This is a genomic window from Pseudomonas sp. ITEM 17296 (genome assembly GCF_028895205.1).
Classification (GTDB): Bacteria; Pseudomonadota; Gammaproteobacteria; order Pseudomonadales; family Pseudomonadaceae; genus Aquipseudomonas; species Aquipseudomonas kermanshahensis.
Map to the genome: position 1 here is coordinate 271,802 of NZ_WJRS01000005.1, position 16,254 is coordinate 288,055.

Sequence of the window (16,254 nt, forward strand, 5' to 3'; positions counted from 1 at the left end):
AAACTCAGATCTGCTCCAGCAACCAACTGCGAAACGCCCGCAACGACGGCAGCGCTTCGTTGCGTGGCGGATAGATCAGGTAATAGCTGCGTTGGCTGGCAAACGCCTCGCCGGGGCTGAACAGCTCGCCCTTGGCCAGTTCCTCTTCCACCAGTATCCGCGGCACCAGGCCGATGCCGATGCCGGCCCGTACCGCTTGGATCAAATGCGACGTCAGCTCGAAGCTCGGCCCCAGGCGCATCGCCCGGTGCGGCAGGCTGTGGTGCGAGAACCACTCGCCCCAGGCATGCGGGTTGTTGGCGACGTTCAGCAGCACTTCTTCGCTAACCCGGGCAGGGCTCCAGCCATGCGCGTCGGCGCCGGCCTCTGGCGGCAGAATCACCAGCAGTTCTTCGGCGTGCAGGCGGTGGCAGATCAGCCCCGGCAGGTCGTGGCTCGCCACGCCGATTGCCGCATCGATCTCGCTGGTGTCGAAGTTGATCGCTTCGATCCGTGAATGGATATGCACCAGCATGCCCGGGTGGGCGCTGTAGAACGCATGCAGCCGCGGCAGCAGCCATTTCGAGCCGAAGGTGGGCAGGGTGGCCAGGCGCAGCGTACCGACACCAGACTGGTAGGCCAGCGCCTGCAAGGTGGCGCTGCGGATGCGCCCCAAGGCCTCGCTCAGCTCGCGCTGGTACAGCCGGCCGACGTCGGTCAGCTGCACCTGGCGCCCCTCGCGGCGGAACAGCGTCAGCCCCAATTGCTGCTCCAGTGCCTGCACCTGGCGGCTGACAGCGCTTTGGGTCAACGACAGTTCGGCGGCGGCGCGGGTATAGCTTTCATGCCGGGCGGCAGCCTCGAACGCCAGCAGCAGCGACATGGACGGTGTCAGGTGGCGGTAATTCATTCATAAAAGTCATCGATAGCGGCAGGATTATCCGTTTGCCCTTGGCGCGAAACTACAGGAACATTGGCCTATTCGTCATCTGGTGTGAAACAACCCATGCTGGCATGACAGGTTTTCCGTGAATTAGCCCATATCAAGAGGCCATCCGTCGATGATCGCCCAGCTGCCGACCAGTGCACCGACCGCCAACTACCCCGAATTCCTCGAGGCCCTGCGTAACAGCGGCTTCCGTGGCCAGATCAGTGCCGATTACGCCACCCGTACCGTGCTGGCCACCGACAACTCGATTTACCAGCGCCTGCCCCAGGCAGCGGTGTTCCCGCGTGACGCCGATGACGTGGCGCGGGTCGCCACGCTGATGGCCGAGGCGCGCTTTGCCCAGGTCAAACTGACCCCGCGTGGCGGCGGCACCGGCACCAACGGCCAGTCGCTGACCGATGGCATCGTCGTCGACCTGTCGCGGCACATGAACACCATCCTCGAAATCAACGCCGAGGAGCGTTGGGTACGGGTCCAGGCCGGTGTGGTCAAGGACCAGCTCAACGCTGCGCTCAAGCCCCACGGGCTGTTCTTTGCCCCTGAGCTGTCCACCTCCAACCGCGCCACTGTTGGCGGCATGATCAACACCGATGCCAGCGGCCAGGGCAGTTGCACCTACGGCAAGACCCGCGATCACGTGCTCGAACTGCACAGCGTGCTGCTCGGTGGTGAGCGCCTGCACAGCCTGCCCATCGATGACGCTGCGCTGGCGCAGGCCTGCGCCGCGCCTGGCCGGGTTGGCGAGGTCTACCGTGTAGCCCGCGAGATCCAGGAAACCCAGGCCGAGCTGATCGAAAGCACCTTCCCCAAGCTCAACCGCTGCCTGACGGGCTACGACCTGGCACACCTGCGCGACGAGCAGGGGCGCTTCAACCTCAACAGCGTGCTGTGCGGCGCCGAAGGTTCGCTGGGCTACGTGGTCGAAGCCAAGCTCAATGTGCTGCCGATCCCGAAATACGCGGTACTGGTCAACGTTCGCTACACCAGCTTCATGGACGCGCTGCGTGACGCCAATGCGCTGATGGCGCACAAGCCGTTGTCGATCGAAACGGTCGACTCCAAGGTGCTGATGCTGGCCATGAAGGACATCGTCTGGCACAGCGTGGCCGAGTATTTCCCGGCTGACCCCGAGCGCCCGACCCTGGGTATCAACCTGGTGGAGTTCTGCGGCGATCAGCCGGACGAGGTCAGTGCACGGGTGCAGGCGTTCATCCAGCACCTGCAAAACGACACCAGCGTCGAGCGCCTGGGGCACACCCTGGCCGAGGGCGCCGAGGCGGTCACCCGCGTTTACACCATGCGCAAACGCTCGGTGGGCCTGCTGGGCAACGTCGAGGGCGAGGTGCGCCCGCAGCCGTTCGTGGAAGACACCGCAGTACCGCCGGAGCAGTTGGCTGACTACATCGCCGATTTCCGCGCACTGCTGGATGGCTACGGCCTGGCCTATGGCATGTTTGGCCACGTCGATGCCGGTGTACTGCACGTGCGCCCGGCGCTGGACATGAAAGACCCGGCCCAGGCCGCGCTGGTCAAGCCGATCTCCGATGCCGTGGCGGCGCTGACCAAAAGCTACGGCGGCCTGCTGTGGGGTGAGCACGGCAAGGGCCTGCGTTCAGAATACGTGCCCGAATATTTTGGCGAGCTGTACCCGGCGCTGCAGCGCCTGAAAGGCGCTTTCGACCCGCGCAACCAGCTCAACCCCGGCAAGATCTGCACCCCACCCGACAGCGCCGAAGGCCTGACCCGGGTCGATGGCGTGACCTTGCGCGGCGACCTCGACCGCACCATCGACGAGCGTGTCTGGCAGGACTTCAGCAGCGCTGTGCACTGTAACGGCAATGGCGCCTGCTACAACTACGACCCCAACGATGCCATGTGCCCGTCGTGGAAGGCCACCCGAGAGCGTCAGCATTCGCCCAAGGGCCGTGCCTCGTTGATGCGTGAGTGGCTGCGTTTGCAAGGCGCGGCGGATATCGACGTGCTGGCGGCGGCGCGTAACAAGGTGTCCTGGCTCAAGGGCCTGCCGGCACGGCTGCGCAACAACCGCGGGCGTGACCAGGGGCAGGCGGACTTCTCTCACGAGGTCTACGACGCCATGGCCGGTTGCCTGGCGTGCAAGTCCTGCGCGGGGCAGTGCCCGATCAAGGTCAACGTGCCGGACTTCCGCTCGCGTTTCCTCGAGCTGTACCACGGCCGCTACCAGCGCCCATTGCGGGATTACCTCATCGGTTCGCTGGAGTTCACCATTCCGTACCTGGCGCATGCGCCGGGGCTGTATAACGCGGTGATGGGCTCGAAGTGGGTGAGCAAGCTGTTGGCCGACAAGGTCGGCATGGTCGACAGCCCGCTGATCAGCCGTTTCAACTTCCAGGCGACCCTGACCCGCTGCCGCGTTGGCGTGGCCAGCGTGCCAGCGCTGCGCGAGCTGACCCCGGCCCAGCGTGAGCGCAGCATCGTGCTGGTGCAGGATGCCTTCACCCGTTACTTCGAGACGCCGCTGCTGGCCGCGTTCATCGACCTGGCGCACCGCCTTGGCCACCGGGTGTTCCTGGCGCCGTACAGTGCCAACGGCAAACCGCTGCACGTTCAGGGCTTCCTTGGCGCGTTCGCCAAGGCAGCGATCCGTAATGGCACCCAGCTCAAGGCACTGGCCGATTGTGGTGTACCGCTGGTGGGGTTGGACCCGGCGATGACCTTGGTCTATCGCCAGGAGTACCAGAAGGTGCCAGGCCTGGAAGACTGCCCGAAGGTGCTGTTGCCGCAGGAATGGTTGATGGATGCATTGCCCGAGCAAGCGGCCGCCAATGCTGGCAGCTTCCGCCTGATGGCGCACTGCACCGAGAAGACCAACGTACCGGCCAGCACCCGTCAATGGGAGCAAGTGTTTGCCCGCCTGGGCTTGAAGCTGGTGACGGAGGCTACGGGTTGCTGTGGCATGTCCGGTACTTATGGGCATGAAGCGCGAAACCAGGAGACCTCGCGGACCATCTTCGAGCAGTCCTGGGCGACCAAGCTGGACAAGCAAGACGAGCCGCTGGCGACGGGGTATTCGTGCCGTAGCCAGGTCAAGCGCATGACCGAACGGCAGATGCGCCATCCGCTGGAAGTGGTGTTGCAGTACGCGCAGCGTTAAACCTGCACCGGCCTCTTCGCGGGCAAGCCCGCTCCCACAGGGATACCGTTGGCTCGACGGTTGTGGTGATTCCTGTGGGAGCGGGCTTGCCCGCGAAGAGGCCGGTACAGCCACTGCATCATCAGGACTGCTGCAGGGTATCCCGAGCCCGGCGCGCCTGCCTGTACAGGTAAAGGCTCAACACCAGCCCGCACGCCGCAGCCCCTGCCGCAAACAAGAACATCGAAGCAAACCCGAACCCCGCCGCCACTGCGCCCACCAGCGGGCCGGTAATCCCCAGCGACAAATCGATGAACAGCGAATACGCCCCAACCGCCGCGCCGCGGTTGGCCGCCGACACCTGGTTCACCGCTTCCACGCCCAGCGCCGGGAACACCAGCGAAAAACCAAACCCACTCAGTGCCGCACCTGCCAATGCCAGCTCGGCACTGGGGGCCAGCCACAGCATCAACAACCCCACGGTCTCCACCGAAAGGCAGGCGATCGCCACGCGAAAACCACCGATGCGATTGATCAGGTTGCCGAACAACAAGCGGGCACTGATGAAGCTGGCGCCGAACAGGCTCAAGGTCAGTGCGGCATTCGGCCAGTCGCGGCTGGCGTAGTACAAGGTGATGAACGTGGCGATGGTGCCAAAGCCGATCGAGCCCAAGGCCAGGCCTGAGCCATGCGGGAACACCTTGCCCAATACGCTCAGGAATGGCAGGCGCACGCCGCTGACGATGGGCGCCGCGCGCTTGGGCCAGGCCAGCAGAAGGCCGGCCGCGCACAGCAGCATGATGCTCACGCCCATGCTCCATAGCCCCAGTGACTTGACCATCAGCACCCCCAGCGGCGCGCCAATGGCCAGAGCGCCATAGCTGGCAATGCCGTTCCAGGAGATGACCTTGGCGGTATTCTCAGCGCCCACTCGGCCGATGCCCCAGCCGATCGCGCCAGAGCCCACCAGGCTTTCGGCGCTGCCCAGCACCAGGCGGCCGATCAGCAAGCAGGTCAGGCTCAGCCAGGGCAGGTGGGTGAGAAAGGCGCAAGCCAGCATGAATACGCCGCTGAGCCCACAACCGGCCAGGCCATACATCACCGCCTTCTTGCTGCCGAGGTTGTCGATGATGCGGCTGGCCGTCGGGCGGCTGAGCAACGTGGCGAGGTATTGCACGCTGATCACCAGGCCAGCGACCACGGCGCTGAAGCCCAGGTCGTTATGCACATAGCTGGGCAATACGGCCAGGGGGATGCCGATGTTCAGGTAGCCAATAAAGGTGAAGAGGACGATGGAGACGACTTGCAGGGTGACCGCAAGAGGGCGCGGTGAGTGGGGCATGGGGGCCTTCGTGGCAGAGTTCTGGACGGTGTGAAAACGTGATGACGGGGGTGGCCCGCAGGTCAGCCGTTTTCACACAGTCGGGGGATGCGCAGTTATTCCTGGTCAGCGCTGGATTGATCGTCACCATCCTGATCGACGGCAGGCGTCGGCTCGGCATGGACAGTAACGGTTTGCTCTTCTGGGTTCAGGCTTGGGAAGGGAAGATTCGGGATTTCATGCATCTCGTCGTTCCTCGCAAGTGTGAGTGAAAAGGCTGCGCCAGGCGCGTGTGGGGCTTTTAAAAGCTGGGGCAGGATACAGCAGTCTGGATGACAGTTTGAAATTTTTCCCGTTCGTTTGTCGGTTTTACGGGCGAATAGCGGACATTTGCCTTACAAAAAACGGGGCCATTGCGGCCCCATTTTCACTCGTTACTTACGGCCTTCGGCCGTCTCGGCGACCTTGTCGGTGCGCGCGCACATGATGAAGTCGTTGCGGTGCAGGCCTTTGATCGAGTGGCTCCACCAGGTCACGGTGACCTTGCCCCACTCGGTCAGCAGGCCGGGGTGGTGGCCTTCGGCTTCAGCGATTTCACCCACGGCGTTGGTGAAGTCCAGGGCGTGCTTGAAGTTCTTGAACTTGAACACGCGCTCCAGCTCCATGTGGCCGTCACGCACTTCGATGTTCCAGTCCGGGATTTGGCGAATCAGCTCGGGCAACTCTTCGTCACTGACTTTCGGGGCGTCGGCGCGGCAGGCTTCGCAGTGGGCTTGGTTCAAGGCATTCATGGTGTCTTTTCCAGTTCGAGTTGTTATCAGGGTGGCTTCAGGCAGCAACCTTGGGTGGAAACTTGGGGGTGTGCAGGCCCAACTGCATGGCCTGCTGCACCATGCCCATGATGTCTTCATGGGCCAGGTCGAATAGGCGCTTGAGGTTCGGCAGCACGAAGTACAGCGGCTGCAGAATGTCGATACGGTACGGCGTGCGCATGGCCTCGATCGGGTCGAACGCCTGATGTTCCGGTTCGTTCGACAGACTGTAGACCGTTTCTTTCGGCGAAGAGAGGATGCCGCCGCCATAGATCTTGCGACCTTGCGGGGTCTCCATCAGGCCGAACTCGATGGTCATCCAGTACAGGCGCGCCAGGTAAACGCGCTGTTCCTTGGTCGCAGCCAAGCCGAGCTTGCCGTAGGTGTGGGTGAATTCGGCGAAATACGGGTTGGTCAGCAGCGGGCAGTGGCCGAAGATCTCGTGGAAGATGTCGGGCTCCTGCAGGTAGTCGAGTTCTTCCGGCGTGCGGATGAACGTGGCGACCGGGAAGCGCTTGCTGGCCAGCAGTTCGAAGAACGTCTGGAAGGGGATCAGCGCTGGCACCCTGGCAACCTGCCAGCCGGTGGTGGCGCCCAAGACCTTGTTGACCTCGCCCAATTGCGGGATACGGTCGTGGGGCAGCTTCAACTGATCAATGCCGTCCAGGTATTCCTGGCAGGCACGGCCTTCAATGACTTTCAGCTGGCGCGTGATCAGCGTGTTCCACACCGCATGCTCTTGCTGCGGGTAGTCGATAAAACCATGCGCATCGGGCTCGCGTGCCACGTATTGCGTCTGTTTCATGTGGCTCTCCTGGTGAGGGCTTTTCTTGTTATGTCCACGACATACCTAAGGAATATCCCCTCATTGCCCGATTTGCACGGGGGTAGGGTGGTCACCCCAGTCCAGGATCGGTCCTGGTTCGTAACGATAATTTTACAAAAAGGCGTAGGTGTCGGAAAATCCGGGGCAAATGGCTGATGGTTTACGGGTTTTTGTCAGCTTATCTTTACGAATTTTCTGCGTCGGGTTGAAAAACTTCGGCGCTTCGAGAGCGTTCATGCGTATCAAAGTGCATTGCCAGAACCGCATCGGCATCCTTCGCGACATCCTCAACCTGTTGGTGGAGTACGGCATCAACGTGCTGCGTGGTGAGGTGGGCGGCGACCATGGCAACGCCATCTACCTGCACTGCCCGAACCTGATCAACCTGCAGTTTCAGGCACTGCGGCCCAAGTTCGAAGCCATTGCCGGGGTGTTCGGCGTCAAACGCGTCGGCTTGATGCCCAGCGAGCGCCGGCACATGGAGCTGAACGCGTTGCTGGGTGCGTTGGACTTTCCGGTGCTGTCGATCGACATGGGCGGCAGCATCGTCGCCGCCAACCGCACTGCGGCGCAGTTGCTCGGGGTGCGCGTCGACGAGGTGCCGGGCATGCCGCTGGCGCGTTATGTGGAAGACTTCGACCTGCCCGAGTTGGTGCGCGCCAACAAGTCACGCATCAATGGCCTGCGGGTCAAGGTGAAAGGGGATGTGTTTCTCGCCGACATCGCCCCCTTGCAATCCGAGCATGACGACAGCGAGGCGCTGGCCGGCGCGGTGCTGACCCTGCACCGCGCCGACCGTATCGGTGAGCGCATCTACAACGTGCGCAAGCAGGAACTGCGCGGCTTTGACAGTATCTTCCAAAGCTCGCGGGTGATGGCGGCGGTGGTGCGCGAGGCACGGCGCATGGCGCCCTTGGATGCCCCGTTGCTGATCGAAGGGGAGACCGGCACCGGCAAGGAGTTGCTGGCACGTGCCTGCCACCTGGCCAGCCCGCGTGGGCAGTCGCCGTTAATGGCGCTCAACTGTGCGGGGTTGCCAGAGTCCATGGCCGAGACCGAGCTGTTCGGCTACGGGCCGGGTGCTTTCGAGGGTGCGCGGGCCGAGGGCAAGCTGGGCCTGCTGGAGCTGACGGCCGGCGGCACGCTGTTCCTTGACGGGGTAGGGGAGATGAGCCCGCGTTTGCAGGTGAAACTGCTGCGCTTTCTGCAGGACGGTTGCTTTCGCCGCGTAGGCAGTGATGAAGAGGTGTACCTGGATGTGCGAGTGATCTGCGCCACCCAGGTGGATTTGTCCGAGCTGTGCGCGCGCGGTGAGTTCCGCCAGGACCTGTACCACCGCCTCAACGTGCTGTCGCTGCACATTCCGCCATTGCGTGAGTGCATGGACGGGCTGGAAGGCTTGGTGCAGCACTTTCTCGACCAGGCCAGCCGGCAGATCGGCTGCGCCTTGCCACGGTTATTACCGGCCGCGATGGATAAACTAAGCCAGTACCACTGGCCAGGCAACGTACGGCAACTGGAAAACGTATTGTTCCAGGCGGTTTCGTTATGTGAAGGCGGTGTAGTTAAAAGCGAACATATACGGTTGCCGGACTACGGTGTGCGGCAGCCGTTGGGAGAGTTTTCATTGGAAGGGGACCTTTCACAGATTGTCGGCCGTTTTGAAAAAGCCGTGCTGGAAAGTTTGATGGGGGAATTTACAAGTAGTCGCGCGCTGGGCAAAAGACTGGGTGTTTCGCACACCACGATTGCCAATAAGTTGCGGGATTATGCATTGGGCAAGTCAACTGAATAATGCCAGCCGACTGGGTTTATTTGTTCGCGGGGAAACCCGCGAAGGGCCCCAGCGGGGCCCCGATCTCAAGGGTTAGCCGTTAGAGCAACCGTTCCCCATCACGCGGTATTCAAGAATGTGCTTCTGGCCCTGGGAGTCCTCGTAGGTCATGCGGGCGGGCACGACTTCACAGACGTTGGGCACTTCGCTCATGGAGATGACGCGGGCAATGTCCAAGTGCTGCGAGTAACTGTACTGTTCAACCGGAATCTGCTCGGCATCGTTTGCTTCGCCGGCCATTGCCGCGCCGCAAAGACTGCCAAGTACCAATACCAGTAACGCTTTCATTTTCTATTTACCTGTCTAAGGTCGTGAGGGGGTGCGCGGCGCTTGTGGCGCCGCGAGTACTGCTAGTTTTAACGATCGGGATTTAGCGGGTGATTAACGCTTGCCTTCGTGGGGGCTGTTGCCAGAAGTTAATCGCCTTGCCGTTGTTGGCGAGATGAATTCTAGGCAGGTGGCAACCGCTGAAACAGTGGGACTTTTGATAAAGTGTTTTGACAGAATCTGTAACAATCACGCGAAAAAAACTGCGATTCTTTCTGCCCAGGGCTGCGAGCCGCGTGCTAGAGCGCTTTGCTCGTACGTCAGTACCAAAATCCGCTGCTTTACTACCAACGTCGAATGGCTTTTGCCGCTCTGGTACAGTTACAAACGGTTCCATACAAAAACAACTATTACACCGAGGTAACACAGATGAGTGCGGCTCCACTGTATCCCGTTCGTCCCGAGGTTGCGGCCACTACCCTGACCGACGAGGCCACCTACAAGGCCATGTACCAGCAATCGGTGATCAACCCGGACGGCTTCTGGCGCGAGCAGGCCCAGCGTCTCGACTGGATCAAGCCGTTCACCAAGGTCAAGCAGACCTCGTTCGATGACCACCATGTCGATATCAAGTGGTTTGCCGACGGCACTCTGAACGTTTCCTCCAACTGCCTGGACCGTCACCTTGAAGAGCGTGGCGACCAACTGGCGATCATCTGGGAGGGCGACGACCCTTCCGAGCACCGCAACATCACCTACCGCGAGCTCCACGAGCAGGTCTGCAAGTTCGCCAACGCCCTGCGCGGCCAAGACGTGCACCGTGGCGATGTGGTGACTATCTATATGCCGATGATCCCCGAGGCCGTGGTCGCCATGCTGGCCTGTGCCCGCATCGGTGCAATCCACTCGGTGGTATTCGGCGGCTTCTCCCCTGAGGCGTTGGCTGGCCGAATCATCGACTGCAAGTCCAAGGTGGTGATCACCGCCGACGAAGGTGTGCGTGGCGGGCGCCGTACGCCGCTCAAAGGCAACGTCGACCTGGCGCTGACCAACCCTGAGACCAGCAGCGTGCAGAAGATCATCGTGTGCAAGCGCACCGGTGGCGATATCGCCTGGCACCAACACCGCGACATCTGGTACGAAGACCTGATGAAAGTGGCCTCCAGCCACTGCGCGCCGAAAGAGATGGGCGCTGAAGAAGCGCTGTTCATCCTTTACACCTCCGGCTCCACCGGCAAGCCCAAGGGCGTGCTGCACACCACCGGGGGTTACCTGGTTTACGCCGCGCTGACCCACGAGCGCGTGTTCGACTACCGCCCAGGTGAAGTCTACTGGTGCACCGCCGACGTTGGCTGGGTCACCGGCCACAGCTACATCGTCTACGGCCCGCTGGCCAACGGCGCCACCACCTTGCTGTTCGAAGGCGTGCCGAACTACCCGGACATCACCCGTGTGTCGAAGATCGTCGACAAGCACAAGGTCAATATCCTCTACACCGCACCGACCGCAATCCGCGCCATGATGGCCGAAGGGCAGGCTGCGGTAGAGGGTGCTGATGGTTCTAGCCTGCGCCTGTTGGGTTCGGTCGGCGAGCCGATCAACCCCGAAGCGTGGAACTGGTACTACAAGACTGTCGGCAAGGAGCGTTGCCCGATCGTCGACACCTGGTGGCAGACCGAGACCGGCGGCATCCTGATCAGCCCGCTGCCGGGCGCCACTGGTCTCAAGCCGGGTTCGGCGACCCGTCCGTTCTTCGGCGTGGTGCCGGCGCTGGTGGATAACCTGGGCAACCTGATCGATGGCGCTGCCGAAGGCAACCTGGTGATTCTCGATTCCTGGCCGGGCCAGTCGCGCTCGCTGTATGGCGACCACGACCGCTTCGTCGACACCTACTTCAAGACCTTCCGGGGCATGTACTTCACCGGCGACGGCGCGCGCCGCGACGAGGATGGCTACTACTGGATCACCGGGCGCGTGGACGACGTGCTCAACGTGTCTGGCCACCGCATGGGTACTGCCGAGATCGAAAGCGCCATGGTTGCCCATTCCAAGGTTGCCGAAGCGGCAGTGGTGGGCGTGCCGCACGACATCAAGGGCCAGGGCATCTATGTCTATGTCACCCTCAATGCCGGCGTGGAGCCTAGCGAGCAATTGCGCCTGGAGCTGAAGAACTGGGTGCGCAAGGAGATCGGCCCGATTGCCTCGCCGGATGTGATCCAGTGGGCGCCAGGGCTGCCGAAGACACGTTCGGGCAAGATCATGCGGCGTATCCTGCGCAAGATCGCCACGGCGGAATACGGCTCGCTGGGTGATATCTCGACCCTGGCCGACCCGGGTGTGGTGCAGCATCTGATCGACACGCACAAGGCCATGAACCTGGCTACGGCCTGATATTGGGGCAGAGCGCAAGCCCTTGTAGGAGCGGCCTTGTGTCGCGAAAGGGCCGCAAAGCGGCCCCGGCATTGCCAGTGGCGAAGCTGAAATGGTGGGGCCGCTTCGCGCCCCATCGCGACACAAGGCCGCTCCTACAGGGGTGTGTATGTGTCAGAAAACCCCGCACGGGCAACCGGCGGGGTTTTTTGCTTTACTGTTACCCGACATTCATCGGTAACTCTTCTGTCACCGATTACGCACAGGCGCGGGGCGAGCGGAAACAGTCATGACCTGTTTCGGTGCGTTCGCCGAGCCATTTTCTGCAACACAGCACGCTACACTTGCCGTCGTACAAGGCTTTGCGAATAATAGGCCCAGTAATTGCTAGGTCTATAGGTTATTTTCCTTGCGCCTTTGCATGTTTTGCAATGGCTGTCAACATCGCCCGCAGTGGTTTCAAGCGCTTCTGTAAGTAGTTGTCGCTTTGAAGAAATATCGACTACCGGGCTGTCGTTAAAATGCCACTCACTCGCTCGTGGTCTGCGGCCTTGGTCGAACCCTGCGCGGCTCGCGTTGTACCCATTCGCATATCGGGCAGTTGTTACCCTGCCTTGTATTGCCCCGTACCGATGGAGTTACCTGATGAAGAAGCTCGCACTGCTTGGCGCCCTGGCGCTGTCCGTGTTTTCCCTGGTGTCGCAGGCCGATGAAAAACCGTTGAAAATCGGCATCGAAGCCGCTTACCCACCCTTCGCCTTCAAGCAGCCCGACGGCAGCATCGCCGGTTTCGACTACGACATCGGCAATGCCCTGTGTGAAGAGATGAAAGCCAAGTGCACCTGGGTCGAGCAAGAGTTCGACGGCCTGATCCCGGCACTGAAGGTGCGCAAGATCGACGCTATCCTGTCGTCGATGTCGATCACCGAAGACCGCAAGAAATCGGTCGACTTCACCAAGCGCTACTACCTGACTCCAGCGCGCCTGGTCATGAAGGAAGGCACCACCGTCAGCGACAGCCTCAACGAACTGCAGGGCAAGAAGATCGGCGTGCAGCGTGGCTCGATCCATGACCGCTTCGCCAAGGAAGTGCTGGGCGCCAAAGGTGCCACCGTGGTCCCTTACGGCACCCAGAACGAAATCTACCTGGATGTCGCGGCCGGTCGCCTCGATGGCACCGTGGCTGACGCCACCCTGCTGGAAGATGGCTTCCTGAAGACCGACGCTGGCAAAGGCTTCGCGTTCGTAGGCCCCGCATTCACCGACGCCAAGTACTTCGGTGATGGCATCGGCATTGCCGTGCGCAAGGGCGACAAGGCCAACGTCGACCGCATCAACGCGGCCATCGACGCCATCCGTGCCAACGGCAAGTACAAACAAATCGAAGCCAAGTACTTCAATTTCGATATCTACGGTCCAGACTCGAAGTAAGACGTCGGGTTAAACCTGTGCAATGGTGCAAACAGCAGAGGCTCTGAGGTTTGCACCATTTTTCATTCTCTAGGTCGAGGACCTCATCATGTTGAAAGGCTACGGGGCAGTCATCCTCGACGGGGCGTGGCTGACGCTGCAGCTCGCCCTGTCGTCGATGGCCCTGGCCATCGTGCTCGGCCTGATCGGTGTGGCGCTGCGCTTGTCGCCGGTGCGCTGGCTGGCTTGGCTGGGCGATATGTATGCCACGGTCATCCGTGGTATTCCGGACTTGGTACTGATCCTGCTGATCTTCTACGGCGGGCAAGACATCATCAACCGGGTAGCGCCGCTGCTCGGCTACGAAGACTACATCGACCTGAATCCGCTGGCGGCGGGTATCGGGACCTTGGGCTTCATTTTTGGCGCCTACCTGTCGGAAACCTTCCGCGGCGCCTTCCTCGGCATCCCCAAGGGCCAGGCCGAAGCCGGCGTGGCTTATGGCATGAGCAACCGTCAGGTGTTCTTCCGCATCCAGGTGCCGCAGATGATCCGCCTGGCTATCCCGGGCTTCACCAACAACTGGCTGGTGCTGACCAAGGCCACGGCGCTGATCTCGGTGGTCGGCCTGCAGGACATGATGTTCAAGGCCAAGCAGGCGGCGGACGCTACCCGTGAACCCTTCACCTTCTTCCTGGCGGTGGCGGCCCTGTACCTGGTGCTGACCAGTGTCTCGCTGCTGGCGCTGAAGTATCTTGAAAAACGCTACTCGGTAGGCGTCAAGGTGGTTGAACTATGATCTTCGACTACAACGTGGTGTGGGAGGCCATGCCGCTGTACTTGGGCGGGTTGCTGACCACCCTGAAGCTGCTGGCGCTGTCGCTGTTGTTCGGTTTGCTCGCGGCGATTCCGCTGGGGCTGATGCGGGTGTCCAAGCAGCCGCTGGTGAACCTCACCGCTTGGCTGTACACCTATGTGATCCGCGGTACGCCGATGCTGGTGCAGTTGTTCCTGATCTACTACGGCCTGGCCCAGTTCGAAGCGGTGCGCGAGAGTATCTTCTGGCCGCTGCTGTCCAGTGCGACCTTCTGCGCTTGCCTGGCCTTTGCCGTCAACACCAGCGCCTACACCGCAGAAATCATCGCCGGCAGCCTCAAGGCCACGCCCCATGGCGAGATCGAAGCGGCCAAGGCCATGGGCATGTCGCGCTTCAAGATGTACCGCCGCATCCTGCTCCCCTCGGCCTTGCGCCGGGCATTGCCGCAGTACAGCAACGAAGTGATCATGATGCTGCAGACCACCAGCCTGGCGTCGATCGTCACCCTGATCGACATCACGGGTGCGGCGCGCACGGTCAATGCCCAGTACTACCTGCCTTTCGAGGCCTACATCACGGCGGGCGTGTTCTACCTGTGCCTGACCTTCATCCTGGTGCGCCTGTTCAAGATGGCCGAACGCCGCTGGCTCGGCTACCTGGCGCCGCGCAAGCACTGACCGCTTTGTGAGAATCGACAGCATGTACAAACTCGAAGTCCAAGACCTGCACAAGCGCTATGGCAGCCATGAAGTGCTCAAGGGCGTGTCCCTGGCGGCCAAGGCAGGCGATGTGATCAGCATCATCGGCTCCAGCGGTTCGGGCAAGTCGACCTTCCTGCGCTGCATCAACCTGCTGGAGCAGCCCCACGCCGGCAAGATTCTGCTCAATAACGAAGAGCTGAAACTGGTCGCCGGCAAGGATGGCGCGCTCAAGGCGGCCGACGCGCGCCAGTTGCAGCGCATGCGCTCGCGCCTGTCGATGGTGTTCCAGCATTTCAACCTGTGGTCGCACATGACCGCGTTGGAGAACGTCATCGAAGCCCCCGTGCACGTGCTCGGGGTGAGCAAGAAAGAGGCCCTGGAAAAGGCCGAGTACTACCTGGCCAAGGTGGGTGTGGCCCACCGCAAGGATGCCTTCCCGGGGCATATGTCCGGTGGTGAGCAGCAGCGCGTGGCGATTGCCCGTGCCCTGGCCGTCGAGCCTGAGGTGATGCTGTTCGACGAACCGACCTCGGCCCTCGACCCCGAGCTGGTGGGCGATGTGCTCAAGGTCATGCAGGCGCTGGCCCAGGAAGGCCGGACCATGGTGGTGGTGACCCACGAGATGGGCTTTGCCCGCGAGGTGTCGAACCAGTTGGTGTTCCTGCACAAGGGCCTGGTCGAAGAGACCGGCTGCCCGCGCGAGGTGCTGGCCAACCCGCAATCGGAGCGGCTCAAGCAGTTCCTCTCCGGCAGCCTCAAGTAAAGTAGGCTGCATCTTTGCACCAGAATAGGGCATGCTGCGCAGCGAGCGCAGCCTGACCCTGTGCCACTGACGTGAACGCCCCCCAAGGTTTCGGACCGCACCCTATGACCACCCAGCGAATCGGTTTTCTCATCTGGCCCAGCACCAAGCCCTTGACCCTGGCGCTGGCCGAGGAAGTGTTGCAGGTGGCCCAGCGGGTGCATCCGGATGTGGTCTACGACTTGGCGTTTCTGCAGGCCGAGCCGGCGGTGGAGGGCGCTTGGCGCCTGCCGGGCGAGCCGTGGAATGGCCGCCTCGAAGGGTGCCAGAAGCTCTTGTTGCTGGCCGATGAGCCGCCGCAGGCCGTGGGTTCGGTGCTGTCGACTGCACTCAAGCAACTGGCGCGCAGTGGTTGCATGATCGGTGGTTTGTCTGCCGGTGTGTATCCGCTGGCGCAGCTTGGCCTGCTCGACGGGTACCGCGCGGCAGTGCACTGGCGCTGGCAGGATGATTTTGCCGAGCGCTTCCCCAAGGTCATCGCTACCAGCCACCTGTTCGACTGGGACCGTGACCGCCTGACTGCCTGTGGTGGCATGGCGGTGACCGACCTGTTGCTGGCCGTGCTGGCGCGTGATCATGGCGCGGAGCTGGCGGGGGCGGTGTCCGAGGAGCTGGTGGTCGAGCGCATTCGCGAGGGCGGCGAGCGTCAGCGCATTCCGTTGCAAAACCGCTTGGGCTCCAGCCACCCCAAACTGACCCAGGCTGTGCTGCTGATGGAAGCCAACATCGAAGAGCCGCTGACCACCGACGAGATCGCCCAGCATGTGTGCGTGTCGCGTCGGCAGTTGGAGCGGATCTTCAAGCAGTACCTGAACCGCGTGCCCAGCCAGTATTACCTCGAGTTGCGGCTGAACAAGGCGCGGCAGATGCTGATGCAGACCAGCAAGTCGATCATCCAGATCGGCCTGTCGTGCGGGTTCTCCTCGGGGCCGCATTTCTCCAGTGCGTACCGCAATTTCTTCGGCGCCACCCCGCGCGAAGACCGTAATCAGCGGCGCAGCAGCAGCCCGTTCGAGCTCAGTTCGGCGCCTGCCGAGAAGGGCTGACAGCGGTG

14 protein-coding genes are annotated in these 16,254 nt (G+C 62.0%); 8 read left to right on the forward strand and 6 right to left on the reverse strand.

Going from position 1 to position 16,254, the window contains the following annotated elements; translation table 11 throughout:
* Positions 1-4 precede the first annotated feature (4 nt).
* Positions 5-889: a LysR substrate-binding domain-containing protein gene (locus tag GIB19_RS08705; RefSeq protein WP_027593098.1), complete on the reverse strand. Its 885-nt coding sequence runs from the start codon at positions 887-889 to the stop codon at positions 5-7.
* Between the two features lie 151 nt (positions 890-1,040).
* Here GIB19_RS08705 and ydiJ point away from each other — a divergent pair, with 151 nt between their 5' ends.
* Positions 1,041-4,061, forward strand: a complete 3,021-nt coding sequence (gene ydiJ, locus GIB19_RS08710) for a D-2-hydroxyglutarate dehydrogenase YdiJ (RefSeq protein ID WP_274885200.1) — start codon at positions 1,041-1,043, stop codon at positions 4,059-4,061.
* A 121-nt stretch (positions 4,062-4,182) separates the two neighbouring features.
* Here ydiJ and GIB19_RS08715 read toward each other — a convergent pair whose 3' ends face one another.
* The 4 genes from GIB19_RS08715 to phhA form a co-directional block, all read right to left on the reverse strand.
* Positions 4,183-5,382 carry an MFS transporter gene (locus tag GIB19_RS08715; RefSeq protein ID WP_274885201.1) on the reverse strand — a complete coding sequence of 400 codons (1,200 nt, stop codon included), beginning with the start codon at positions 5,380-5,382 and terminating at the stop codon, positions 4,183-4,185.
* A gap of 95 nt (positions 5,383-5,477) precedes the next feature.
* Positions 5,478-5,606 (reverse strand): hypothetical protein, encoded by a 129-nt coding sequence (locus tag GIB19_RS08720; RefSeq protein WP_256214942.1) that lies wholly within the window; start codon positions 5,604-5,606, stop codon positions 5,478-5,480.
* Between the two features lie 189 nt (positions 5,607-5,795).
* Positions 5,796-6,152, reverse strand: coding sequence for a 4a-hydroxytetrahydrobiopterin dehydratase (locus GIB19_RS08725; protein ID WP_274885202.1), 357 nt, complete (start codon positions 6,150-6,152; stop codon positions 5,796-5,798).
* A gap of 37 nt (positions 6,153-6,189) precedes the next feature.
* On the reverse strand, positions 6,190-6,978 hold the full coding sequence (phhA, locus tag GIB19_RS08730) for a phenylalanine 4-monooxygenase (protein WP_027593093.1): 789 nt from the start codon (positions 6,976-6,978) through the stop codon (positions 6,190-6,192).
* A 256-nt stretch (positions 6,979-7,234) separates the two neighbouring features.
* Here phhA and GIB19_RS08735 point away from each other — a divergent pair, with 256 nt between their 5' ends.
* Entirely contained in the window at positions 7,235-8,794 is a 1,560-nt protein-coding gene (locus GIB19_RS08735) for a sigma-54-dependent phenylalanine hydroxylase transcriptional regulator PhhR (RefSeq protein WP_027593092.1), read from the forward strand.
* A gap of 72 nt (positions 8,795-8,866) precedes the next feature.
* Here the strand turns inward: GIB19_RS08735 and GIB19_RS08740 are convergent, their stop codons facing one another.
* On the reverse strand, positions 8,867-9,121 hold the full coding sequence (locus tag GIB19_RS08740; protein ID WP_027593091.1) for a DUF2790 domain-containing protein: 255 nt from the start codon (positions 9,119-9,121) through the stop codon (positions 8,867-8,869).
* Between the two features lie 408 nt (positions 9,122-9,529).
* Between GIB19_RS08740 and acs the strand changes: the two genes are divergently transcribed.
* From acs to argR, 6 genes are all read left to right on the forward strand, one after another.
* Complete coding sequence (gene acs / locus GIB19_RS08745) at positions 9,530-11,491, forward strand: acetate--CoA ligase (protein ID WP_027593090.1); 1,962 nt, start codon at positions 9,530-9,532, stop codon at positions 11,489-11,491.
* Positions 11,492-12,115: 624 nt separating this feature from the next.
* On the forward strand, positions 12,116-12,901 hold the full coding sequence (locus GIB19_RS08750) for an ABC transporter substrate-binding protein (RefSeq protein ID WP_027593089.1): 786 nt from the start codon (positions 12,116-12,118) through the stop codon (positions 12,899-12,901).
* An 88-nt stretch (positions 12,902-12,989) separates the two neighbouring features.
* On the forward strand, positions 12,990-13,679 hold the full coding sequence (locus GIB19_RS08755) for an ABC transporter permease (protein WP_027593088.1): 690 nt from the start codon (positions 12,990-12,992) through the stop codon (positions 13,677-13,679).
* Complete coding sequence (locus tag GIB19_RS08760; RefSeq protein ID WP_027593087.1) at positions 13,676-14,374, forward strand: ABC transporter permease; 699 nt, start codon at positions 13,676-13,678, stop codon at positions 14,372-14,374. The genes GIB19_RS08755 and GIB19_RS08760 overlap by 4 nt, the downstream gene beginning before the upstream one ends.
* A 22-nt stretch (positions 14,375-14,396) precedes the next feature.
* Entirely contained in the window at positions 14,397-15,161 is a 765-nt protein-coding gene (aotP, locus tag GIB19_RS08765; protein ID WP_027593086.1) for an arginine/ornithine transport ATP-binding protein AotP, read from the forward strand.
* Between the two features lie 104 nt (positions 15,162-15,265).
* Complete coding sequence (argR, locus tag GIB19_RS08770) at positions 15,266-16,246, forward strand: transcriptional regulator ArgR (protein ID WP_274885204.1); 981 nt, start codon at positions 15,266-15,268, stop codon at positions 16,244-16,246.
* Positions 16,247-16,254 lie beyond the last annotated feature (8 nt).